This window comes from Pandoraea anapnoica (genome assembly GCF_902459765.1).
In the GTDB taxonomy this organism is placed as follows: Bacteria; Pseudomonadota; Gammaproteobacteria; order Burkholderiales; family Burkholderiaceae; genus Pandoraea; species Pandoraea anapnoica.
Genome location: NZ_CABPSP010000008.1, coordinates 95,399 through 118,037, shown reverse-complemented (window position 1 = coordinate 118,037; position 22,639 = coordinate 95,399). Strand labels below are relative to the sequence as shown.

The window sequence follows — 22,639 nt, the reverse complement described above, 5'->3', positions numbered from 1 at the left end:
TTCGCCTCACGGCATAAAAAAAGCGCGCTGACCTTTCGGTCGCGCGCTTTTTTTGTTGCGAGCCGGGCGATCAGGAAAACACACGCTTTGCGTGAATGCCAAGACCCAGCGCCACGCTGGCGAGGCGGTCGCCGAAGACCGGCGTCGCTTTCGGGAACGCGGCGCACATCGCGCTGGACAGACAACGCAGTCCTGTCGAGCCACCGGTGAAGTACAGCGCGTCGACATCCTCGGCGCGCAGCCCGGCGAGCGATGCCGTATGTACGGCACCCGCCGTGATGCTGGCGATTTCGTCGCTTACAGCTTCTACCAGACCGGCTTCCGAGAAGGCCACACCCAGTTCGCGCTCGATGACCGAGAGATCGATGCGCGTCTCACCGCCAGCGGACACGTCGATCTTGGCTTCTTCGGCATGACCGACCAGCGCGTGACCGAGGCGTTGCTCGACCGTGCGCATGAGGCGACGGTGATGGGCTGCATCGGCGTACAGATGCGCCGTGAGCGCCAGTTCGCCCACGCGCTTGGGTGTGTAGACGGTGTTGATCAGGTGCCATGTGGCCAGATCGAAGTAAATCCGGTTGGGGACTTCCTTGCCGTCCGGGCCGAGCGCCTTGTAACCGAGTTCGCGCAGGATGGTCGCCAGCTCGATGCGGCGGTCGAAGTCGGTACCGGCGATGTGCACGCCGTGGTGCGCGAGCACGTCGTCCTTGCGATCCAGATGACGGGCGCGATCCGGGCCGACACGCACGAGCGAGAAGTCCGAAGTACCGCCGCCGATGTCGACGACCAGCACTTGCTGTTCTTCCGTCAGGCGCGATTCGTAATCGAATGCGGCGGCGATCGGTTCGAACTGGAAATGCACGTCCTTGAAGCCGACGTCGCGTGCGCTTTGTTCGAGCGAGCGCTGGGCGGCCGCGTCGGCTTTCGGGTCGTCGTCGACGAAGAACACCGGACGGCCCATGACGACCTGACGCAGATCGCCGCCGTCGGCCTTCAACGCATGAGTGCGAAGGTGGCGCAGGAACGTGGCGATGATGTCGATGTAGCGCATCGCCGAGCCGTTACCGAGGTCGGTGGTGCTTTCGATCAGGGAGGAGCCGAGCAGGCTTTTGAGCGAGCGCATGAGGCGCCCGTCGTAGCCATCGACGTAATCGGCGACGGCCTGACGCCCGAACGAGGCGCGGCCGCCTTCGTCGGCGTTGAAGAACACGGCGGTGGGCAGCGTGCCGTAGCCGGCCTCAAGTTCGACCAGACGCATGGCGCTGCCGCCTTTCACGGCGACGGCAGAATTCGAAGTGCCGAAATCGATGGCGCAGAAACTCATGGCGTTTGCGGCCCGCGCATGCGAGCCGTAAAAGGTCGGCAGTGTAGCACGGCCGGACGGTCGGCCGGGTGAACCCGCTTACGCGGCCCGGGAAGGGGGGGCCGCAGCGGCGTCTGACGCGTCGTCATTTCACCGCCGGTTGTGCGGACGGCAACGTGCGCAGACTGCTCACGACCGCCGCCACCGCCGCAAACGCGGCCGCCACGTAAAGCGATGCCCGCGTGCCGTAGCCTTGCGGCGCGACGCTGAAGACGAGTGCCACGAGCGCCGCGCCGGTCGTCTGTCCGGTCAGCCGCGCGGTGCCCAGCATGCCGCTCGCGCCGCCGCTGCGATGGCTTGGGGCGGACATCAGCATCGCGTAATTGTTGGGCGACTGGAACAGCCCGAAGCCGAAACCGCACAGCGCCATGCGCCAGACGATATTGAGCGTGCCCGGCTGATCGGGCAGCAAGCCGAGCGCAAGCAGACCGAGCGCGAACGCCGCCAGCCCGATCGCACCGAGCAGGCCCGGCTTGTAGTACTCCAGCAGACGTCCCGCCAATGGGGCGACGACCACGATGGTGAGCGGCCACGCCGTCATCAACAATCCCGTTTGCACGTGATCGAAGCCGAGCGTGTCCTGAAGGAAGAAGGGCAGCGAGACGAACGCGAGCATTTGCGCGCAGAACGACGCCATCGACGTGCAGATCGACAGCCCGAAAATCGGAATGCGCAACAGATCGACGGGTAGCAGCGGCACCGGCTGACTGCGCTGACGGCGTACGAAGATCGTCCCGATGACGACGGCTGCCGCGATCTCTACCGCGACGAGCCAGCGCTCCTGACCGTGGCCGAACGAATCGATGCCGGAGATCAGCAGCCCGAACGTCAGCGCACTCAACAGCGCACCCATCCAGTCGAACGGATGCGACGAGCGCGTGCTGTCCGGCAGCGAGCGCACCGCGATGGCGAACGCAATGATCCCCAGCGGCACGTTGATCGCGAAGAGCCACGGCCAGTGCGCGATGGACAACACGCCCGCGGCAATCGTCGGCCCGGCTGCGGAGGAGACGGCCACGATCAGCGAGTTGAGGGCGACACCGCGTCCGAGCCAGCGCGACGGGTAGATCGTCTTCACGAGCGCCGTGTTCACGCTCATGATCCCGGCCGCGCCGAAGCCTTGCGCCACGCGTGCGAGCGTCAGCGTGACGAGGGAGTCGGAGAGCGCGCAGGCGAGCGAGGCGACGGTGAAGAGGGCGAGACCGACCGTGTAGACGCGTCGGTAGCTCACGATTTCGCCGAGCGCGGCGAGCGGCAGCAGCGAAATGGTGATGGCGAGCTGATACGCGTTGACGATCCAGATCGAGGTGGCGGGGCTGGCGTTCAGATCGCGCGCGATGGTCGGTAGTGCCACGTTGGCGATGGCGCTGTCGAGCACCGACAACGCGATAGCGAGCATGACGGTCGCCACGGCCCAGAGCCGTGCAGGCATCGGCATGCCGTCGGAAAGTGTGTTGGACATGAGAGCAGCAGGAACATCGGTCGCCTGTCCGCCGTCCGTCGCGCGTGGTTGCCGCGACCGGAGAGGGTGATGGACGAGGGTGGCGAAGAGGAAAGTGTCATGCTGCCTGAAATCCCGAGTGGACGGCGGGACGTCGCGCAAAGCCTTGTGGGTAAAGGGGGCCGTGTCAATGAACTGTGTTTTATCAGATGAAATTAATATTTCGACAGATAAAACGATGTTGGGGGATCGTCGTCAGCCGTCTCAAAACGCCACGCTTACGCGGAAAACCGAGCGATGCGGATATTGCCAAGTGGGTGGTACTCGGCGCCTCTCGCCAGCGACGAAAGGTCTTCGCCGCCCTGGCATATCGCGTGAACACCGACGGCGGCAATCGTGCTCGCGGGGGAGCGTCCCGGGCAGGCGTGAGCGCCGGTCCCGAAGGTCCATGCCACACCGTCGGACGCTGCGCTCGGCGACGCAGACGCCAGCACGGCAAGAATGGCGTCGCCCGGTGCCAGTGCCTGTTCGCAGATGACAGCGGGCGCGTGCAGAAAACGTCGCGTGTTCTGTACCGGGGGATCGAAGCGGATGACGTCGCTGACGGTCTTGATGGCGAAGCCGAGGTCTGTCGGGGCGGTCGCCGCAGACGTGACATGCGCACTTCGTGCAAGCCTTCGGATGCTGTTGGCGACGAGACCAGCGCAGGCATCGTGGGTTTGCGTGAAGAGGCCAACGACGTTCGCTGTAAGGGCGTCGAAGTCGACACTGTCGTTGCCTGTTGCGCGCCGGGCGACTTCTCGCAGCCAGGTGTCGGGCGTGGCGTCGTTGTCGAGCCAGCGAACGGCACGCAGACGTAACGCCGCGGCGGCGCGGTGTCCATGCGTCAGCACGTCGGCGCGCGGCGACGGTTTGCCCGCTTCGGCCATTGCAGCGACCAATTGGCGAACATCTTCATGCACTTCGATCCATTGCGCCGCGGGAACGCCCAGCCATGCCGCGAGGCCGTAGATGGGCTGACGAAAAACGAAGTCGTCGAGGCGGGCGGCAGGGGCGTCGCCGCGCGCGAGGTAGGCATCGGCGCAGGCGGCCTGACTGGCGTCGTGCAGACGGACTAGCGCGTCCCGGTCGGCATGCAGTGTCGCAAGCTGCGCGTTGAGCCAGGGCTTCATCGCCGTGTGGGCGGGCCCGTCGTTCATGCGGACGAGCGCCCCGAACCACTCACCTGCAGGCCCGTTCGCTAAAGCCGCAGGCACCAGAGCCCCCGCAGGGCGCACCCCGCATGCCGGATGCCCCAGCACCTCCGTCAGTGCCTCCGGTCCGGCAGCGACCCACAGGCCGAGCGATGCGTCGAAGCCGAAGGGGCGCCGCGTGGCCAGCGACGCGTAGTACGGATAGGGATCGGGGTGCGTGACGGCTTCCAGCGCGTTCGGGGGAAGGCTGTTGTGTGACAGCGTGGGCGATGCAAGGGTGGCGACTGACATGGCGAAGGGCCTCTGAATCTTGTCTCGATGATGTCAAGGATGCGTCATGAAGCGTCTGCCACGTTTCATCATGTCCTGAACTGTTGAACGCACCGTCGGACCTATACTGCGGACATATTCTTCAAAGGAGTCCTGACATGGACACCGCACGAGATGCCGAACCGGGCGTCAGTTCCCTTGCCGCCCTCCTTGCCGACGCAGGCCGCATGACCATGCTCTGGGCGTTGATGGATGGCTCTGCCCGTCCTGCGGGCGAGTTGGCGTTGGTGGCGGGGTTATCGCCATCCAGTGCCAGCGGGCATCTTGCGCGTCTCGTCGATGGTGGCGTTCTTGCGCAAGAGGCGCGGGGGCGTCATCGGTATTTCCGCATCGCCACGCCGGAGACGGCTGCGGCTATCGAGGCGCTTGCCAGTGCTGTCCTTGCCACGCGGGAGCTTCGGCCGCGTCCGGTGCCCGTTAGCCGTGCCACCCCCATCCCCCTTCGTCACGCTCGCACCTGCTACGACCATCTCGCTGGCGAGATCGCCGTCGATCTCTTTGCGCGGATGCATGACCGTCGATGGATTCGCGTCGATGGTAGTGACGTCGCGCTCACCGAGGCAGGCACCGATGGGCTGACTGCCCTCGGTGTCGATCTCACTCAGGCGCACACACGGCGTCGTCGCTTCGCTTGTACCTGTCCGGACTGGAGCGAGCGCAAGCCGCATCTCGGCGGCGCTTTGGGCGCTGCGCTGCTCAGCACTTGTCTCGACGCCAAATGGCTCGAACCCACGCGCGAGGCACGGGCGCTGCGCGTCACGCCGCTCGGCGAACGCCAGCTTTCAACCATCGCTGTCTGACCGCTCAGCCGACGATCCCCCTGATTTCTGTCGCCAAAAAGAAACACCCCGCCAAATTGCGCGAGGTGTTTCTTTGCGACCGAGCTAAACGCCGAGCGTCTTCGCAGATTCAATCGAGTTGCTTCCGACGCTTAGCTCAGTGCGATCATCAAGACCGATCAATTCCCCCGATAAGTCGAGTTCATCAGCGCGGTCGAGCCTTGCACGTGAGCGCCCACCGGGTTGCCGTAGGTCTTGAGGACCGGGTACTGGCTATCGGTCTGCGTCAGCGAGCCTTGTGCGTCGATCAGTTCTTGCTTGACCTGAGCGCGTGGCACGGCGAACTGCTCGCTATACACGCTCGATTGCCAGAAGAAGTTTTCGTTCGGATAACCATTGCCGCCGGTGCCTGCGAACGCTGCCGGGGCAGCGGCCACAGCGAGGGTTGCGGCGATCATCAGATGAGAAAGAGTGCGGGTCATGATTATTCTCCTGTCATTGCTTTTCTTGGGTGGTCGGCCAGCTCGCTTTCGAGTCCGGCACCGCCTACGCCTCTAAGGTAGGACGACCACGTCGCAGGAGTAACCGCATGCGGCGCAACAATGAATTGCGAAGAATGAATCGCCTTGAAACCCTCGTCGTATAAGGGTTTCGAGGTACCCGGCATCCACAGGGAATGTCGAGCGAAGACTCTAATGAAGATGTTAATTAACAGGAGTGCGACAGAACGTCGCAACGCGTCAGAACTTGTACCCGACACCCGCGAGGAAGATATCGCTGTCGCGGTCATAGCCGGTGACGACGCGGTTCCACGAGATGCGTCCGACCCAGTGATCGGCAAACCGGTAGGCGGCGCTCATCGTCAGCAAACCGGCGACTACGTTCTGCGCTCCGCCTGCCGCACGGTTCTCTTTGTACTTATTCCACGTGACGTAAGGGCCGAAGCCCAGACCGAGGCTGAAGCGGTCGTCGAAGAAATCGTCCTTGATCCACACCTGCGCCGCTGCGCCCTGACGACTCCCGATATCGCTGTGTCCTTCGTTGATGAGCGACACCGTCCCGTCGAACCACGGCCCGAAGCCGTGGCGGTATTCGATGGCCTCCGCCGCCGCATTCTGCGAATCGAGGCTGTTCACCACGGACAGCCCCGCCATCACAGTCAGCACATCTCCCGTTGGTAATCCCGGCTTGGAGCCGCCCGACAACGGGCCGGGTGACGACGGCTTCTCCAACTGATAGCCGACGCCGAGCAAATAAGTGACGGAATTCACGCTCGATGGCGACTGTACATAGTTGGCGCGCGCCTGCACGTACCAGCGGCTCTCGAAGTACCACGTCGCCGCGACGGAAAACATTGCGCCCCAACCGTGATCGTCTTCGTAGCGGCGTCCGCGACTGCCTTGGACAGTGTCGTAATAGTGGTATGGGCCGACGCCGACCGCGACATCGAATCGACGGTCGAAGAGCGGCTGGTGCGCCCAGACCTGCACCGCGAAGCCGTCGCGGTGATGATCCGGTACGTGGCCTTCGTTCAACCACGTGAAGCTGGTCGCGAAATGCTTGCTCAGCGCCTGACGGTAATCGAAACCCCACGCATAGGTGTGGGCGTTATCGTCGTTACGCGCGTTCATGCCGCCCGCAAACACGGTGGCTTCCTGTGCCTGTGCAAACGCCGAGGCACCACATAGCACGCTGGCGAGCGCCACATGCTGCCATTTCAGAGAGTTCTTCGTCATTGAATTCGCCGCAAAGCGGGCGTCGACATGCGCGGAATCGATGTGGCATGTCTGCGCCTCTTACAGAAAATCCTAGCAACCGAGACGGGTGTTCAGGGGGGGGGAGAGGGGAAAGTAAGGCGAAAACTTCGTTACCGCGTGTTACGCCGCGCGTCGTGGCAATGCTGGCGAGCGCACGATTTCCGCTGACGTGTGGAGGTGTGCGACGAGCAGCATTGCCGTGGATACCGCATGTTCAAAGGGATGACGTTGCCTGCGACGACTCAAGCCCGTTCCGCCGCCGCGAGGAAAGCTGGCGCGTCTGCCAGTAATACGGCGAGATCGGCAGCGCCCGACTTCACGACGCGAGCCGTGCGCTCGCGTGTGACCGAATCGGTACCGACGAGCGCCCGGGGACCGGCAACGCTCAGGGCTGCCAAGGGCCGACCGTGCGCGTCGAGCACAGCAGCGGCGCAGGCGTCGATACCCGCTTCGAAGCCGTCCTGACTCCATGCACAACCGGCTTCGCGGTCTCGGGACAACTGTGCATCGAGTGCAGCGTAGGTCCGCGCGCTCTGCGCAGTGGCTGCCGCCAACGGCTCAGGCCCGAGCAAGGCCCGGCGGCGCTCGGTGCCCAGATGCGCCAGCAACGACCGGCCCGGTGCCGTCAGATGCGCTGTGACGCGGCTGCCTGCCCGTATGTTGCTCACCAGGGGCAGGGCAGGTGTTTCGCACAGGAGGTAGCGCACCTGTGCGCCGTCGAGCACGGTGAGATAACTCGACAGTCCAGTCTCGCTCGTCACGCGAGTGAGTACGCGTCGTGCTGTGGCGAGATGATCTTCGCCAGCGAGGGCGCTGGCGGCCAGCGTCAGAAACCCGAGACCGAGCCGATGTCCGCCGTGCGGCAACGGTTCGAGCACACCCTCGTATTGCAGCGTTTCCACCAGACGCATGACCGTCACCCGATTCACGCCGATGCGACGTCCGACGTCGCTGAGATTCGCCGTCGAGCCGCCGTCCGCCACGTAGCGCAGCAGCTTGAGCGCGCGCATGACCGGCGTCACGAGGCCCGTTTGCGCGGTGTCTTGTGCTTCAGTCTCAGAGGCACCTGCGGCTGGCGTGTTGGCGGACATTGCTTTCGTCATGCGTTCGAATCCCTTCGTCAAAATCGGACGGCGATGCTCGGAAATCCTGACGGACTCAGGCGGCGAGCGGCACTTGCCAGGCGTCGTATTCGTAGACCCAGTCGGCGTTGCCGCCTTCCTTGAGCCACTGATTGCCACGCGAACCGATCTGCACGCGTGCGGTGCGCTCGCGACGCGCGGCTTCGTAGCGTGCCAGTGCATTCGCCAGCGTGGTCGCATCGGCGTGCGTACCCGCATCCGCGAGGTGGCGAGACAGTACCACAGCATCTTCGATGGCCATGCCTGCACCCTGCGCCATGAACGGCATCATCGGATGACTCGCGTCACCCAGCAGCGACACACGATCGCGTGACCATTGCGGCAGCGGATCGCGCACGTAAAGCGCCGATTTGAGCACGCTGTCGCATGCGTCGAGCAGGGCGCGCGCTTCGCTGTGATAGTCGGCATACATGGCGCGCAGCTCGTGCACGTCGCCGGGCGCGGTCCACGATTCGAGCGTCCAGCTGTCTTGCGGTGTGGTGGCGAACACGAAGATGTCACGCCCGAGGTTAAGCGGGAACGTCACGATCTGGCTCGACGGATTCGGTCCCCACCACTTGGTGAACGCACCGAGATTCGGCACGCCGCTCAGCTTCTCGGCAGGGACGACGGCACGGTACGCCACCACGCCGGTGAACTCCGGCGACTCCTGCCCGAACAGGCCACGGCGCACGACCGAATGGATGCCATCGGCACCGATGAGCACGTCGACGTCGTCATGCGTGCCGTCGGCGAACGTCAGACGGATGTTGCCCGTTTGTCCTGCGTCCGGCGCTTCGAACGATACGAGCTTCTTGCCGAGTGCAATTGCTTCCGCCGGAACGGCTTGCTCCAGCGCTTGCAGCAAATCGGCGCGATGCATCGTGAGCTGCGGCGCACCGTACTTCGTCTGCGCGGTCTGCGCCATTTCCAGACACGACGTCGTTTCACCCGAATCCCACATGCGGCTGATGCGATGGCTCGGCTGCGCGGCCGTCTTGCGAAGCTCGTCGCCAACGCCCAGTCCGTCGAGCGCGCGCACCGCATTCGGCGTCAGGTTGATGTCTGCACCGACGCGCGCGAACTGCGTCGCCTGCTCATACACGCGCACACGAAAACCAGCGCGGAGCAGTCCGATGGCGGCGGCCAGACCGCCGATACCGGCACCGTTGATGCCAATGAGGGGAGCTTGCATGAGGGACATCCTTTGACGAGCGTCTCGATGAATCGGAAAAAATAAAACGTTCAAATATGAACATGATGTTCAAATATTATTGTTTTTGATTCGATCGACCGCAAGCCTTCCTCGGGTAAATCCTGAGTTCGGGCTGTGACACCGAGCGTTGTCGGAATGGGACTTCCGGCAACGTGGACGGGACGTTCGGTGTCATGCCGGGTGCCTGCGTCAAGGGATTTTCTCCGCCCAACACGCGTGCGTTATCACGCCAATTTGCCGCTATCAATTCGTGCATCTCCGCTGCGAGCGACAGGAGTCTCCTGGCCTAAGCTTCGCTCAGTTGGTTTCATAAGTAATCCAACGTTTCACAGGTGGAACGTCACAAAACAAGCGTATTGGGTGCGGGCTGACCCGTGCCTGGCTGCGCTTTTGGCGGACGTATCCATCGTTCTCGAATCATCGAACGACAGGAGTTCACAGATGAAGCGGTTTCCGATGGGGCGGATCCCGGGCATGACGACGGTCGCGGCGGCAACGCTGCTGGCGCTCGGCGTGCCGGTCGCAGCACACGCACAGAGCAACGTCACGCTGTACGGCAGCATGGATGCCGGGGTGGCATTCGTGAACAACCAGGGCGGCAGTTCGAACTGGATTGCGCAGCAGGGCGGCTCGCAGCCGGACCGCTGGGGTCTGCGTGGCGTGGAAGATCTGGGCGGCGGCAATCGCGCCATCTTCCTGCTGGAAAACGGCTTCTCCACCCTCACGGGCAACACGATCAAGGCGGGTTCGATGTTCAACCGTCAGTCGTGGGTCGGCTTGCAGTCGGACAAGATGGGCACGCTCACCATCGGCCACATGACCTCGTTCAACTTCGACTGGCTGGGGCCGTTCAGCACGGCCTATCTGGGCATGAACTGGTACATGTTCCACCCGGGCAACCTCGACGAACTCGCCAACACGTCCGTCGTGCAGGTCGATAACTCGGTGCGCTACGTCACGCCGGATTACATGGGCTTCAAGGCCGGTGCGATGCTCTCGTTCGGCAACAACACGAACTTCGCGAACGGTCGCAAGTGGAGCGTTGCCGCGAACTACACGAACGGCGGCTTCAAGGCATCGGCCGTCTACTCGAACGAGAACAACCGCACGCCGAACGTCGCGGCGCTCGGCGGTGCCACGTTCCAGGGCCAGCCGGTTGCGACCTACGCGGCATCGAATGTCGAGAACATGGGCGCGGGTGTGTCCTATGGTTTCGGGCCGTGGCTGCTGCACGCGCTGTACACGCGTGTGAAGCTTCAGTCCCCCGGCTACAACGACACTTATCAATCGTTCGACGCGGGCGTGAACTTCGCAACGAGCGTGCCGAACACGATCACCTTCGGCGCGGCCACGACCAATATGTCGGGCAAGCGCTGGACACAGGTCAGCCTTGGCGACGTCTACGCGTTCTCCAAGCGCACGCAGGTCTACGTGAGCGGCGCGTACCAGCATGCGAGCGGCAACGGCGCGGTGACGGCGATCAACACGATCAGCCCGTCGTCGACGTCGAACCAACTCGTGATCATGTCGGGCGTGCACCACTCGTTCTGACGCGTTCGCGCACTTTTACTTTTTCACCCAGTGGTCTCTCTTGATGCGCCGGCCGGCTTTTGCCCGTCGGCGCTTTTTTTGCCCAAAACATCGCGCGCCGCCCCGGAAAGCCCATGAATTCGGGTTTCCCCTAGTCAAAAAACAATTTTGACTGCGGCCGTCACTCCCTATAATTGATCCATAAGTAAATCAACGTTTCACATATAAAACGTGACGCGAAAAAGAAAGACAGGCTGGCAAGCCGTGCAAGCGAACAGTCGCCGCAGGCTGCCCGAGGCAAGTTGAACATCAAGAAACACGGTGGTTTCCCATGCTCAGGTCGATTCAGTTGAAGGACGCAAACGCAGCCGAGGCGTATGCCGACGCGCGCCACGCGCAGCCCGCAGCGGCACCGTTGCCGTTCGCTATCGAATATCGCGGCGTCACGCGTCGTTTCAAAAATCGCCAGGGCAAGGGCGAGATGACCGCCGTCTCAGATGTGTCCATCGGCATCAAAGCTGGTGAGTTCGTCTCGCTGATCGGCCCGAGCGGCTGCGGCAAGAGCACGCTGCTCAACATGGGCGCCGGTCTGTACGCGCCCAGCGAAGGGCAGGTGACGTTGGCGGGCAAGCCGGTACGCGGCCCGTCGCAACAAGTCGCGTTCATGCTGCAAAAGGACTTGCTCATGCCGTGGCGTTCGATTCAGAAGAACGTCGAACTCGGGATGCAGATCCGTGGCCGCAGCAAGGCCGAGCGCGCCGAAGTCGCGAAGGCGCTGCTCGCGCGTTGCCACCTCAAGGGTTTCGAGAACCACTACCCGCACCAGCTCTCGGGCGGTATGCGTCAACGTGCGGCACTCGCCCGAACGCTGGCCGTCGAGCCGGACGTGCTGCTCATGGACGAGCCGTTCTCGGCCCTCGATGCGCAAACCAAGATGGTGCTTCAGCAGGACCTCGCGCAGATGCTCGCCAGCGAAGGCAAGACCGCGCTGATGATCACCCACGATCTCGCGGAAGCGATTGCGCTGTCGGACCGCGTGTTCGTAATGAGCGAGCGTCCCGGCACGATCATCGAAGAGATCACCGTCGATCTGCCGCATCGCGACAACCCCATCGAGCGCCGCAAGCAAGCGGGCATGAACGAGTACGTCGCGCATCTGATGGAACTGCTCAAGGTCGGTCGCGACGACCACCTCGGTTGATCCACACCGGTTTGCCCTCGCACAAGACACTGGAATCTCCGCTATGAAATCCCTTTCCAAAACGCAATTGACCGCCGGTAGCTTCTTGCTGCTGCTGATCTTCGCGGCCGTGTGGCAATGGGGCCCGACGGCATTCGGCGTGCCCGAATTCGTGTTGCCCAAGCTGTCGTCGACGCTCGTCGAAGGCGTGCGCATGTTCCAGGTGGAAAACCTGTGGCTGCACATCGGTGTGACGGCGCTTGAAGTGATTGCCGGTTTCGTGATCGGCTCGGCGCTGGGCGTGCTGATCGGCGTGATCCTCGGCTTGTCGCCGTCGACCGAGGCCATGCTCTCGCCGTACATCCTCGCGTTGCAGATCGCACCGAAGGTCGCCTTCGCGCCGCTGTTCGTGATGTGGATGGGTTACACGATCTACCCGAAGATTCTCGTCGCGGTGCTGATCGTCTTCTTCCCCGTGATGATCAACGTGCTGGGCGCGGTGCGCTCGGTCGATCCCGACATGGTCAATCTGGTGCGCGCGCTGTGCGGCCGCCGCTGGCAGATCTTCCGCTTCGTGGAATTCCCGTCGGCCATGCAGGCGTTGTTCGCCGGGCTGCGCATCGCGTCGACGCTGGCCGTGATCGGCGTGACCGTCGGCGAGCTGGTCGGTGGCGACCGTGGCCTCGGTTATCTGCTGGTGTACGGCGAAGGGCAGGGCAATACCGCGATGGTGTTCGTCGCGATTGCCGGGCTGACCGTCATCGGTATCGCGGCCTACGCGGCAGTGGTGTGGCTGGAGCGTCGTGCATTGCATTACGTGCCGCGTGCAGCCATGAACATCGCCTGAGCGCCGGACTTCACAAGGAATCGAATCGTGAACGAACTGTCGACCCTCCCGGTGATGCCGCTCGATATCGACGCACTGCCGCCGCTCGACGGCAAGAAGCTGCTGATCACGGGCGGTGCGCGCGGCCTAGGCGAAGGCTTCGTGCGTGCCGCCGTGGCACGGGGCGCGCAAGTGACGATTGCCGACATTGCTGCCCACGCCGGAGAGGCGCTTGCCGCCGAATTGCAGGACGCCGGACACGCGGTGTCGTTCGTGCGCGTAGACCTGTCGGACCCGGCGTCGGTGGAAGCTGCGGCGCAAGCGGCCGGTCGGCACATGGGCGGCATCGACGGACTCGTCAACAACGGTGCGATCACCAACTCGGGGGGCAAGATGGCCACCGAGCTGAGCGTCGAGATATGGGACGCCGTGATGAACGTCAACGTGCGTGGCACGTGGCTCATGACGATGGCCGCGCTGCCGTTCCTGCGCGCCTCGGGGCAGGGCCGCGTGGTGAACATCGCGTCCGACACGGCGCTGTGGGGCGCACCGCGCCTGCTCGCCTACACCGCCAGCAAGGGCGCGGTCATGTCGATGACGCGTTCGCTCGCGCGCGAACTCGGCCCGGACGGCATCACCGTCAACGCCATCGCGCCGGGGCTCGTCGAAGTCGAAGCCACGGCCTATGTACCGGCGGCGCGCCATCGCCACTATCTGGAGGGACGTGCGCTGCCGCGTGCGCAAGTGCCGGACGACGTCGTCGGCCCGGTGCTGTTCCTGCTCTCCGACGCTTCCCGTTTCGTGACCGGACAGGTTCTGCCGGTCAACGGCGGCTTCGTCATGCCCTGACGAGCCACTCTCATTCGCAACGCCTTTCAGGAGTTAGATCATGGCGCAAGCCGAAGCTAAAAACACCGCGACGCCACAGGCTGTCGAGAGCTGGACGCAGGCCGAAGGCCAGGGATTCGGCGATTGGCTGGAGACCCGCGTGGCGCGTTTCTCGACGCGCAAATACGACTGGGACGCCCTCAAGTTCCAGGCCGACTACGACCCGAAGTACCGCCGTGCGCAGATGCGCTACGTCGGTACGGGCGGCACCGGTGTGGCCAAGGACGTCAACACCGTGCCTGCCGGTCACTTCACGTTCTCCACGATGGTGATCCCGGCCGGCAACATCGGCCCGAGCCACATCCACATGGACGTCGAGGAAATCTTCTTCGTCATGCGCGGAAAGATGAAGGTGATCTGCGAGCGCGACGGTGAAACGTGGGAAGCGATTCTTGGCGAGCGCGATCTGATCTCGGTGCCGCCGGGTGTGTACCGCACGGAAATCAACATCGGCGACGAAGACGCGCTGATGTGCGTGATGCTCGGCTCGCAAAAGCCGGTCACGCCGACGTACCCGCCCGATTCGCCGCTCGCGAAGATCAAGCGCGAAATGAAGTAAGTCCGCAAGGAAAAGTCCGGTGTCCGTGTGTCGAATGCGCGCACGGCATCGGCAGAAATTCACGCAGTCGGAAGTCTGCATCAAGTTCGCAAAAAGTTAGACGAAAGCCGCTATGCAAGCCGAAGCCCATCAACACGAAGTGCCAGAAGACGATGTCGTCGCGCCCTTGCGCGCACGGCTGGACGCGTTTCCGTATCGCACCGTCGCCACGCGTGCGGGCACCGTCGGCTATCGCTGCGCGGGCACTGAGAACGACGCCGGTGTGCCGGTCGTGATGCTGCACGGTATCGGCTCCGGTGCGGCGTCCTGGCTGGCGCAGTTTGAAGCCACGGGACTGAATGCAAAGCTTTACGCATGGGATGCGCCTGGCTATGGTGCGACTTCGAATGTCGCCGCCGACGAGCCGCATCCCGACGCCTATGCCGACGCTCTCGAAGCGTGGCTCGACGCCCTCGGTCTGGATCGTGTGGCGCTGGTGGGTCATTCGCTGGGCGCGATTATGGCAACGAAGTTTGCGAGCCGCGCGCCGCAACGCGTGCGCGGCCTCTTTCTCTGCTCGCCCGCCAACGGCTACGGCCGCGCCGATGCCGAGGTGCGCCTGTCCAAGCGCGATAGCCGTCTGGCGATGCTCGATAAGCTCGGCCCCGCCGGTATGGCGCGTGAGCGTAGCGACAACCTCGTCGCCCCCGCCGCCGCCGATCTGCCGCGCGCCTGGGTGAAATGGAACATGTCGCGGGTGTTGCCTGTCGGCTACCGTCAGGCGACGCACCTGCTATCGAATGGCGACGTCGCTGGAGAACTCACGCAGTACGTGAGCGCCAAGGTCGGTCCCGTTGCTGTGGCCGTGGGTGCGCAGGACGGCATCACGTCGCCTGCCGCGTGCGAGGTCATCGCGAACGTCGCGGGCGTGCCGCTGCAAGTCATCGACGGTGCAGGCCACGCGTCGTACATCGAAACGCCGGACGTTCTGAACGCTGCGCTCGCCGCGTGGCTCGAACGTGTCGCGGCAGGGGAGCGCTGAGATGGCACCGGCCACACCGAAGCGCGAAGCGCTCATCGAAGACGACAACATGCAGGACGATCAGAACGTCTCGCTCGACGGCGACGCGGTTGTCGAGGGCGCTGCCGAGTCACGCTATCTCGTGCCGGGTCTTGAGCGCGGCCTGCGCATCCTCACGCAATTCTCGCCGCGCGAACCGGTGTTCAGTGCGCCGGAACTGTCGCAACGGCTGGGCATTCCGCGCACGACTGTCTTCCGTCTGTTGCAGACGCTCGAAGCCATGGGTTTTCTTGAGCGTGCGGGAAGCGAAAAGAACTTCCGTCTGGGCGTGGCCGTGCTGCGTCTAGGCTTCGAATACCTCAGTTCGCTGGAACTGACCGACCTCGGCATTCCGATCATCGAGCGTCTGCGCGACGCGACCCAACTTACGTCGCACATCGTGATTCGCGACGGCCGCGACATCGTGTTCGTCGCGAAGGCACAAAGCGTCGCGGGCGTATTCAACTCGATCAAGGTCAACGTCGGCACGCGTCTGCCTGCGCACGCCACAGTGCACGGTCACGTACTGATGGGCGATCTGACGCTCACCGAACTGCGCGCGCTGTATCCCGAGAAGACGCTGGAGAAATTCACGCCGCAGACGCCCGAATCGTTGACCGAATTGTTCGAGCGCGTACGCGAAGACGCCGAGCGCGGCTATGCCGTGTCGGCCTCGTCGTTCGAGCGGGGTATCAGTGTGGTGAGCGCACCGGTGCGCAACGACGTGGGTCGCATCTGCGCCGCTATCACGGTCACGATTCCGCGCGCCAACATCGACGCATCGATGCTCGACGCGGGCCTGATCGGTCAGGTGCGCGAAGCCGCCGATGCGCTCTCGCACCGTCTGAACTACCGCCCGGGGAGCGACGGCAAGTCCACCCCCTACATGAAGTCACTGGGACTCAAATGATCAAGATCGACCTTTCCTCGCGCGCAGCGCTGGTCACGGGCGGCACGTCCGGTATCGGGCTGGCGACCGCCGAGCGCCTGCTCGACGCCGGGGCCGCCGTCGCCATCTGCGGACGCAACCCCGAGCGGCTGGCGCAAGCCGAAGCGCATCTGCGCGAACGCCATCCGCAGGCGCGTCTCATCGCTGCGCGGTGCAACGTGCTCGACGAGGGCGACGTCGCCGCACTGGCCGAGCGCATCCGTGGCGAATTCGGTCGTCTCGACATGCTGGTGAACAACGCAGGGCAGGGCCGTGTGTCGACGTTCGCCGACACGACCGACGACGCCTGGCGCGAAGAACTCGAATTGAAGTACTTCAGCGTGATCCGCACCACGCGTGCCTGCCTGCCGATGCTGCGCGACGCCGCGCGCGAGACGGGCGACGCCGCCATCGTCTGCGTCAACTCGCTGCTCGCGCTGCAACCGGAGCCGCACATGGTGGCAACGTCGTCGGCACGTGCGGGCGTGCAGAACCTCGTGCGTTCGATGGCGGGCGAGTTCGCGCCCGACGGCGTGCGCGTCAATTCGATTCTGATCGGGCTCGTCGAGTCGGGACAGTGGCGTCGCCGTTACGCCGCGGCGCAAGAGGCGGGCGACAGCAAGACGTGGTCGGAGTGGACCGGCGAACTCGCGCGCAAGAAGCAAATCCAGTTGCAACGTCTGGGCAAGCCTGAAGAGGCGGCCGCAGCGATCTTTTTCCTGGCTAGCCCGCAGTCGTCCTATACGACGGGCAGCCACATCGATGTTTCCGGAGGCTTGGCAAGACATGTCTAACAAAACCACCGTCGGCGAAGTCATCGCGGCGTTTCTCGAACAGTGCGGCGTGCAGACCGCATTCGGCGTGATCTCGATTCACAACATGCCGATCCTCGACGCCATCGCGCGTCGCGAAAAGATCCGTTACGTGGGCGCACGCGGCGAGGCTGGCGCATTGAACATGGCCGATGGCCTGTCGCGCGTGTCCGGTGGACTCGGTGTTGCGTTCACCAGCACGGGCACGGCCGCCGGTAATGCGGCCGGTGCGATGGTCGAAGCGCTCACGGCAGGCACGCCGGTGTTGCACATCACCGGTCAGATCGAAACCGAATTCCTCGACCGCGATCTCGCTTACATCCACGAAGCCCCGGATCAGCTGAGCATGCTCAACTCGATCTCGAAGGCGGCTTACCGCGTGCGCTGCGTCGATACGGCGCTCGCGACGGTGCGCGAAGCGGTGCGCGCTGCGCTGACTGCGCCGACAGGGCCGGTGAGCGTCGAGATCCCCATCGACATTCAGGCCGCTGAAATCGAATGGCCGGCCGATCTGTCTGCCCCGCACGTCCCCGTGCCGACGCACGACGACGCTCGCGTCGCTGCGCTGGCCGACAAGCTGGCATCGGCGCATCGTCCGCTGCTGTGGCTCGGCGGCGGCGCGCGTGGCGCGGAAGCTGCCGTCAAGCGTCTGGTCGACATGGGCTTCGGCGTGGTGACGAGCGTGCAGGGTCGCGGCATCGTGCCGGAAGACCACGCCGCCACGCTGGGTGCATTCAACATTCACCCGACCGTCGAGAAGTTCTACAAGACGTGCGATGCGGTGCTCGTGGTCGGCTCGCGTCTGCGCGGTAACGAAACGCTCAAGTACAAGCTGGCGCTGCCGCGTCCGCTGTATCGCGTCGATGCCGACGGACTGGCCGACAACCGTGGCTATCGCAACGACATGTTCATTCAGGGCGATGCCGCCAGCGTGCTGAACGCGCTGGCCGATCGCCTGCAAGGCCGTCTCTCGGTCGATCCGGCGTTCCACGCCGACCTAGCTGCAGCGCGTGACGCTGCCGTGAAGCAAGTGGCCGAAGGTCTCGGTCCGTATCGTCAACTCGTGGCAGCGCTGCAAGGCGCGCTCGGTCGCGACTTCAACTGGGTGCGCGACGTCACGATTTCGAACAGCACGTGGGGCAACCGTCTGCTGAAGATCTTCTCGCCGCGCGCCGGTGTGCACGCGCTCGGTGGCGGCATCGGTCAGGGCATGCAGATGGGCATTGGCGCGGCGCTCGCGGGCAATGCGAAGAAGACGGTCGCACTGTGCGGCGACGGTGGCCTGATGGTGAACGTGGGCGAACTCGCGACCGCTGTGCAGGAGAAGGCACCCGTCGTGATTCTGCTGATGAACGATCAGTGCTACGGCGTGATCCGCAATATTCAGGATGCGCAGTACGGTGGCCGTCGTCATTACGTGCAACTGCATCAGCCGGACTTCGCCGCGTTTTGCGCGAGCCTGCAACTCAAGCACGAGCGCATTACGTCCATCGATCAGGCGGAAGGGGCCGTGGCCCGCGCCGTCGCTTACGACGGTCCGGTGCTGCTCGAAGTCGACATGCTGTCGGTCGGCAACTTCGCGTCGCATTTCGCCGGTCCGCCGGTCCGGGAGCCTGCGAATGCGTGAATTGAATCATCGTCCGGTTGACGTTGCGCTCATCGGCTTCGGCGCAATCGGCTCGAAAGTATACGAAGCGTGCGCGGGCGATCCGTATCTGCGCGTGGGCCATGTGATCGTGCCGGAAGACGCCGCCGAGCGTGTGCGCGGCAGCGTGCGTGCGGGCACCGAAGTGGTGTCGTCGACGCAGGCGCTCTCAAGCCGTCCGGACTTCGTTCTGGAATGCGCCGGACACAGCGCGCTGTCGGGGCACGTTGTGCCGCTGCTCAAGTCGGGTGTCGACTGCGCGGTGGCCTCCATTGGCGCGCTCTCGGATACCGATCTGTTGGCGGCGCTCGAACAAGCTGCGAAAGATGGTGCATCGACCGTTACGCTGCTCTCCGGCGCGATTGGCGGCATCGACGCCATCGCTGCTGCCCGTGAAGGCGGACTGGACGAGGTGCTGTACACGGGCCGCAAGCCGCCGATGGGCTGGCAGGGCACGCCCGCCGAGCAGGTGTGCGATCTCGCCACGCTCACCACGGCGACCGTGATCTTCGAAGGCAGCGCCCGGGATGCTGCGCGTCTGTACCCGAAGAACGCTAACGTCGCGGCGACCGTGGCCATCGCAGGGCTGGGGCTCGATGCGACGCGTGTGCGTCTGATCGCCGACCCGACGAGCACCCGCAACGTGCATCACATCGTGGCGCGCGGTGCGTTCGGCGAAATGTCGCTGGAGATGTGCGGCAAGCCGTTGCCGGACAACCCCAAGACGTCGGCGCTCACCGCCTACTCGGCCATTCGCGCACTGCGCAATCGCGTCGCGAACTGTGTGATCTAGCAGGAAGAGACTCATGAGCCATCAAGATTTGCTGCAAGGGTTTTCGAGCGACATTCTGGTCGGCGGCGAATGGCGTGCCGGTACCGGTAAGCGCTATCAAAGCCTGTATCCGGCCGACGAAAGCGTGAACGCCGAGATCGCCGCCGCGGGTGCGGACGATGCCGTCGAAGCGGTAGAAGCCGCAGACGCCGCGTGGCGTCGCGCCGACTGGGCTGGCCTGAAGCCGCATCAGCGCGCTGCTGTGCTGCATCGCGTAGCCGACGGCATCGCGCAACGCGCCGAGGCGCTTGCGCATCTGCAACGACGCGACAACGGCAAGCCGATCAGCGAGACGCGCGCACTTGTCGCGAGCGCGGCGGGCACGTTCCGTTACTTCGCCTCTTGCCTGGAGACGCTGGAAGAGACGCTCACGCCGTCGCGCGGCGACTTTCTGACGATGAGCGTGCATGAGCCGCTGGGTGTGGTGGCCGCGATCACACCGTGGAACTCGCCGATTGCGTCGGACGCTCAGAAGCTCGCCCCGGCACTTGCCGCAGGCAACGCCGTGGTGCTCAAACCGGCGGAAGTCACGCCGCTCGCATCGCTCGAACTCGGCCGCATCTGCGAAGCCGCAGGCGTGCCGCGTGGGGTGCTGTCGGTGCTGCCCGGCAAGGGCTCGGTCATTGGCGACATTCTCGTGCGTCATCCGAAGGTCAAGAAGGTGGCGTTCACCGGCGGCACGGAAGTCGGTCGCGGCATCGCACGTCTCGCCGCAGAAAAGCTGATGCCGGTATCGCTCGAACTCGGCGGCAAGTCGCCGACCATCGTGTTCGACGACGCCGACATCGACCACGCCGTGGCCGGTGTGCTCTACGGCATCTTCAGTTCGTCGGGTGAGTCGTGCATCGCAGGCTCGCGGTTGTTCGTCCACAAAGCGATCTTCGACGCTTTCGTCGAGCGTCTGGTCGCCGGTGCGAAGCAATTGCGCGTGGGCGATCCGCTGCGCGAAGACACGCAGATGGGGCCGCTCGTGACGTCGTCGCACCGCGAATCCATCGAGCGCTACGTCGCTATCGGGCTGGAAGAGGGCGGTCGGCTGCTGTGCGGCGGCGAGCGTCCTGCGGGCGACGGTCGCGAGAAAGGCTACTTCTATCAGCCGACTATCATCGCGGGCCTGACAAATCAGGCACGCATGGTGCAGGAAGAGATCTTCGGGCCGGTGCTGGCCGTGCTGCCGTTCGAAAACGAAGCCGATCTGCTGGCCGAGGCCAACGACAGCGTCTACGGGCTGGCTGCCGGTATCTGGACGCTCGACTTCAAGCGCGCATGGCGCGTGGGCCGCGCGCTGGAGACGGGCACCGTCTGGATCAATACCTACAAGCAGTTCTCTATTTCGACGCCGTTCGGCGGCTGGAAGGAGAGCGGTATGGGGCGCGAGAAGGGTCGTCTGGGACTGCTGGAATACACGAATCAGAAGAGCCTTTACTGGGGCCTGAACGAAAATCCGCTCGCCTGGGCGGGCCGGGTCTGACGTTGGCGGCAGAAGTGGGCAATGACAGTGGCAAGCCGCGGTGCACGGGGCATCGCGGACATCCGAAACTTGAGCGAGGCAAAGATATGTTGTCGATTTTCCGTGCATCGTTGGCGCGTCGCGCCTTTCTTACGGCGGGTCTGTGTGCCGTGGCGGGACTCAGTGGCGTGGCCGCACCGGTGATGGCGCAGCAGCCTGCGACGCAGCAGATCACCTATCTGCTCCCGGCCCCGGCGAATCTGCCGGCCTTCGCGCCGCTGATGCTGGCCGAGAAGAAGGGCTACTACGCGGCAGAAGGTCTGTCGGTACGTTGGCTGACCGTGCAGGGCGGCGCCGACGTGGGCAAGCAGCTTGCATCCGGCAACGGTGATCTGGGCGGTGGTCTCGGCGATACGCCGATCGTGCTGCGTCCGAACGGCATTCCCATCAAGGGTGTGGCGCTGCTCGGTGGCCGCACGCTGCACCAACTGGTCGTGCGCGATGATGCCAACATCAAGTCGCCCGCCGATCTGAAGGGCAAGACGATCACCGTGCTGGCCTATCAGGACACCGGCTTCTACGCGACGCTCGGTCTGCTCGCCTCGGCCGGTCTCACGCGTAACGATGCACGCATTCAGGGCGCAGGCCCGGCGGGCGTCTGGCAGCAGGTGGCGACGGGTAAGGCGGAAGTGATGGTCGGCACGCCCGAGTGGGCGCAGAACATCGAAGACGCTGGCGTGAAGATCACGATGACGTCGACGGACAAGTATTTCCCGGGCATGGCGCAGGCGATTCTGGCTTCGGACAAGACCATCGCCGAGAAGCCGGAGATGATCCGCAAGTTCGTGCGCGCGACGATTAAGTCGGTCGCAGAAATCATGCGCGATCCGGCGGGCGCTGCGAAGGAATACTGCGCCGCCGTGCCTGCATACAAGGGCAAGGAAGCCGAGATCGAAAAGATCCTCACGTACTACGCCCGCAATGTGTATCCGGGCCAGCAACGTCTGGGCGCGTTCGATCCGGCGCGTGTGACGAAGTTGCAGGACTTCTACGCGCAAGAGAAGGTCATCCGTGAGAAGTCCAAGCCGGAAGACCTGTTCACCAACCAGTTCGTGCAGTAAGCGACGCGACAGGCGAGAGAGCAATGAGCGAAACCGCACCGGGCTCCGCCCAGCCCGAGACCATGATGCTGACGGTGTTCCTGCGTCACGATCAGTCGAACAATCTCGACGATTTTCAGGAGCGTCTGAAGGCGGCCGAATGGTGGGAGCGATTCCCGCCCGCAGGCGTCAAGGTGGTGTCGTGGACGGTGGCGATGGGCTTCGGCCAGATCGTCACGCTGGAACTGCCGCCGCATTTGCTGCCCGTCGTGAACGTGGAGCTGGAACGCTCGGCCTGGGGCGTGTTTCGCACCGAATGCTATCCGACGTACGACTTTGTACCCGTGCACGCGCGTATTCGCGAGCGGGTACGCAATGGAGGGAAGTGATGGACCGTTATCTGGAACCGCATCAAGCGCGTCGTCATGAGCCGACGCAATACGAAAGCCTGCTGGGCGACGCCATCGAGCGCGCCTACGCGTCGGGCACACACGATCTGGCGGGCCTCGTAGCCTACCTGAATCGCACTGGCCCCGGCCCGCAGGAAGGCGACGTGTGGACGGAAGACGTCTACAAAGCGCAGATCGCACGACTGGCCGAAGAGTAAAAACAACACATAGCGCGATGGCCGCTCGGGCGGCGCTCGCGAT

At 64.1% G+C, this 22,639-nt stretch carries 22 protein-coding genes; 15 read left to right on the top strand and 7 right to left on the bottom strand.

Annotated features, from left to right (window positions below; translation table 11 throughout):
- Positions 1–70: 70 nt before the first annotated feature.
- The 3 genes from PAN31117_RS14440 to PAN31117_RS14430 all read right to left on the bottom strand — a co-directional run bounded on the left by PAN31117_RS14440 (position 71) and on the right by PAN31117_RS14430 (position 4,288).
- The gene (locus PAN31117_RS14440; RefSeq protein ID WP_150738785.1) at positions 71–1,324 is read right to left on the bottom strand and encodes an Hsp70 family protein; all 1,254 of its coding nucleotides are present in this window, start codon (positions 1,322–1,324) and stop codon (positions 71–73) included.
- Between the two features lie 124 nt (positions 1,325–1,448).
- A complete protein-coding gene (locus PAN31117_RS14435; protein ID WP_150738784.1) occupies positions 1,449–2,825 on the bottom strand; it encodes an MFS transporter in 1,377 nt (458 codons plus the stop codon).
- Between the two features lie 257 nt (positions 2,826–3,082).
- Complete coding sequence (locus PAN31117_RS14430; protein WP_150738783.1) at positions 3,083–4,288, bottom strand: cytochrome P450 family protein; 1,206 nt, start codon at positions 4,286–4,288, stop codon at positions 3,083–3,085.
- 137 nt (positions 4,289–4,425) lie between these two features.
- On the opposite strand from PAN31117_RS14430, the gene PAN31117_RS14425 reads away from it, so the two are divergent.
- Positions 4,426–5,127 carry an ArsR/SmtB family transcription factor gene (locus PAN31117_RS14425; protein ID WP_150738782.1) on the top strand — a complete coding sequence of 234 codons (702 nt, stop codon included), beginning with the start codon at positions 4,426–4,428 and terminating at the stop codon, positions 5,125–5,127.
- Between the two features lie 158 nt (positions 5,128–5,285).
- On the opposite strand, the gene PAN31117_RS14420 is transcribed toward PAN31117_RS14425, so the two are convergent.
- The 4 genes from PAN31117_RS14420 to PAN31117_RS14405 all read right to left on the bottom strand — a co-directional run bounded on the left by PAN31117_RS14420 (position 5,286) and on the right by PAN31117_RS14405 (position 9,179).
- The gene (locus PAN31117_RS14420; protein ID WP_150738781.1) at positions 5,286–5,588 is read right to left on the bottom strand and encodes a DUF4148 domain-containing protein; all 303 of its coding nucleotides are present in this window, start codon (positions 5,586–5,588) and stop codon (positions 5,286–5,288) included.
- Positions 5,589–5,846: 258 nt separating this feature from the next.
- Positions 5,847–6,842 (bottom strand): hypothetical protein, encoded by a 996-nt coding sequence (locus tag PAN31117_RS14415; RefSeq protein WP_150738780.1) that lies wholly within the window; start codon positions 6,840–6,842, stop codon positions 5,847–5,849.
- A gap of 263 nt (positions 6,843–7,105) precedes the next feature.
- Complete coding sequence (locus PAN31117_RS14410; RefSeq protein ID WP_174990958.1) at positions 7,106–7,966, bottom strand: IclR family transcriptional regulator; 861 nt, start codon at positions 7,964–7,966, stop codon at positions 7,106–7,108.
- A gap of 55 nt (positions 7,967–8,021) precedes the next feature.
- Positions 8,022–9,179, bottom strand: coding sequence for an FAD-dependent monooxygenase (locus PAN31117_RS14405; protein WP_246189084.1), 1,158 nt, complete (start codon positions 9,177–9,179; stop codon positions 8,022–8,024).
- 495 nt (positions 9,180–9,674) lie between these two features.
- On the opposite strand from PAN31117_RS14405, the gene PAN31117_RS14400 reads away from it, so the two are divergent.
- The 14 genes from PAN31117_RS14400 to PAN31117_RS14335 all read left to right on the top strand — a co-directional run bounded on the left by PAN31117_RS14400 (position 9,675) and on the right by PAN31117_RS14335 (position 22,596).
- Positions 9,675–10,751 carry a porin gene (locus PAN31117_RS14400; RefSeq protein WP_174990969.1) on the top strand — a complete coding sequence of 359 codons (1,077 nt, stop codon included), beginning with the start codon at positions 9,675–9,677 and terminating at the stop codon, positions 10,749–10,751.
- Positions 10,752–11,061: 310 nt separating this feature from the next.
- Entirely contained in the window at positions 11,062–11,931 is an 870-nt protein-coding gene (locus tag PAN31117_RS14395; RefSeq protein ID WP_150738777.1) for an ABC transporter ATP-binding protein, read from the top strand.
- A gap of 43 nt (positions 11,932–11,974) precedes the next feature.
- Positions 11,975–12,757 carry an ABC transporter permease gene (locus tag PAN31117_RS14390; protein ID WP_150738776.1) on the top strand — a complete coding sequence of 261 codons (783 nt, stop codon included), beginning with the start codon at positions 11,975–11,977 and terminating at the stop codon, positions 12,755–12,757.
- A gap of 54 nt (positions 12,758–12,811) precedes the next feature.
- The gene (locus tag PAN31117_RS14385; protein WP_150738890.1) at positions 12,812–13,585 is read left to right on the top strand and encodes an SDR family oxidoreductase; all 774 of its coding nucleotides are present in this window, start codon (positions 12,812–12,814) and stop codon (positions 13,583–13,585) included.
- A 40-nt stretch (positions 13,586–13,625) separates the two neighbouring features.
- Positions 13,626–14,183: a cupin domain-containing protein gene (locus PAN31117_RS14380; RefSeq protein ID WP_150738775.1), complete on the top strand. Its 558-nt coding sequence runs from the start codon at positions 13,626–13,628 to the stop codon at positions 14,181–14,183.
- 112 nt (positions 14,184–14,295) lie between these two features.
- Complete coding sequence (locus PAN31117_RS14375; RefSeq protein ID WP_150738774.1) at positions 14,296–15,204, top strand: alpha/beta fold hydrolase; 909 nt, start codon at positions 14,296–14,298, stop codon at positions 15,202–15,204.
- Between the two features lie 49 nt (positions 15,205–15,253).
- Complete coding sequence (locus PAN31117_RS14370; RefSeq protein WP_150738889.1) at positions 15,254–16,132, top strand: IclR family transcriptional regulator; 879 nt, start codon at positions 15,254–15,256, stop codon at positions 16,130–16,132.
- A complete protein-coding gene (locus PAN31117_RS14365) occupies positions 16,129–16,944 on the top strand; it encodes an SDR family oxidoreductase (protein ID WP_150738773.1) in 816 nt (271 codons plus the stop codon). The genes PAN31117_RS14370 and PAN31117_RS14365 overlap by 4 nt, the downstream gene beginning before the upstream one ends.
- Positions 16,937–18,589: a thiamine pyrophosphate-binding protein gene (locus PAN31117_RS14360; protein WP_150738772.1), complete on the top strand. Its 1,653-nt coding sequence runs from the start codon at positions 16,937–16,939 to the stop codon at positions 18,587–18,589. The genes PAN31117_RS14365 and PAN31117_RS14360 overlap by 8 nt, the downstream gene beginning before the upstream one ends.
- On the top strand, positions 18,582–19,400 hold the full coding sequence (locus PAN31117_RS14355) for an aspartate dehydrogenase (RefSeq protein ID WP_150738771.1): 819 nt from the start codon (positions 18,582–18,584) through the stop codon (positions 19,398–19,400). Before PAN31117_RS14360 ends, PAN31117_RS14355 begins: the two co-directional genes overlap by 8 nt.
- 13 nt (positions 19,401–19,413) lie before the next feature.
- Positions 19,414–20,910, top strand: coding sequence for an aldehyde dehydrogenase (locus tag PAN31117_RS14350; RefSeq protein WP_150738770.1), 1,497 nt, complete (start codon positions 19,414–19,416; stop codon positions 20,908–20,910).
- 86 nt (positions 20,911–20,996) lie between these two features.
- The gene (locus PAN31117_RS14345; RefSeq protein ID WP_150738769.1) at positions 20,997–22,010 is read left to right on the top strand and encodes an ABC transporter substrate-binding protein; all 1,014 of its coding nucleotides are present in this window, start codon (positions 20,997–20,999) and stop codon (positions 22,008–22,010) included.
- A gap of 23 nt (positions 22,011–22,033) precedes the next feature.
- Positions 22,034–22,378, top strand: a complete 345-nt coding sequence (locus PAN31117_RS14340; protein WP_150738768.1) for a hypothetical protein — start codon at positions 22,034–22,036, stop codon at positions 22,376–22,378.
- Complete coding sequence (locus tag PAN31117_RS14335; protein WP_039400222.1) at positions 22,378–22,596, top strand: recombinase-like helix-turn-helix domain-containing protein; 219 nt, start codon at positions 22,378–22,380, stop codon at positions 22,594–22,596. Before PAN31117_RS14340 ends, PAN31117_RS14335 begins: the two co-directional genes overlap by 1 nt.
- Positions 22,597–22,639: the final 43 nt, after the last annotated feature.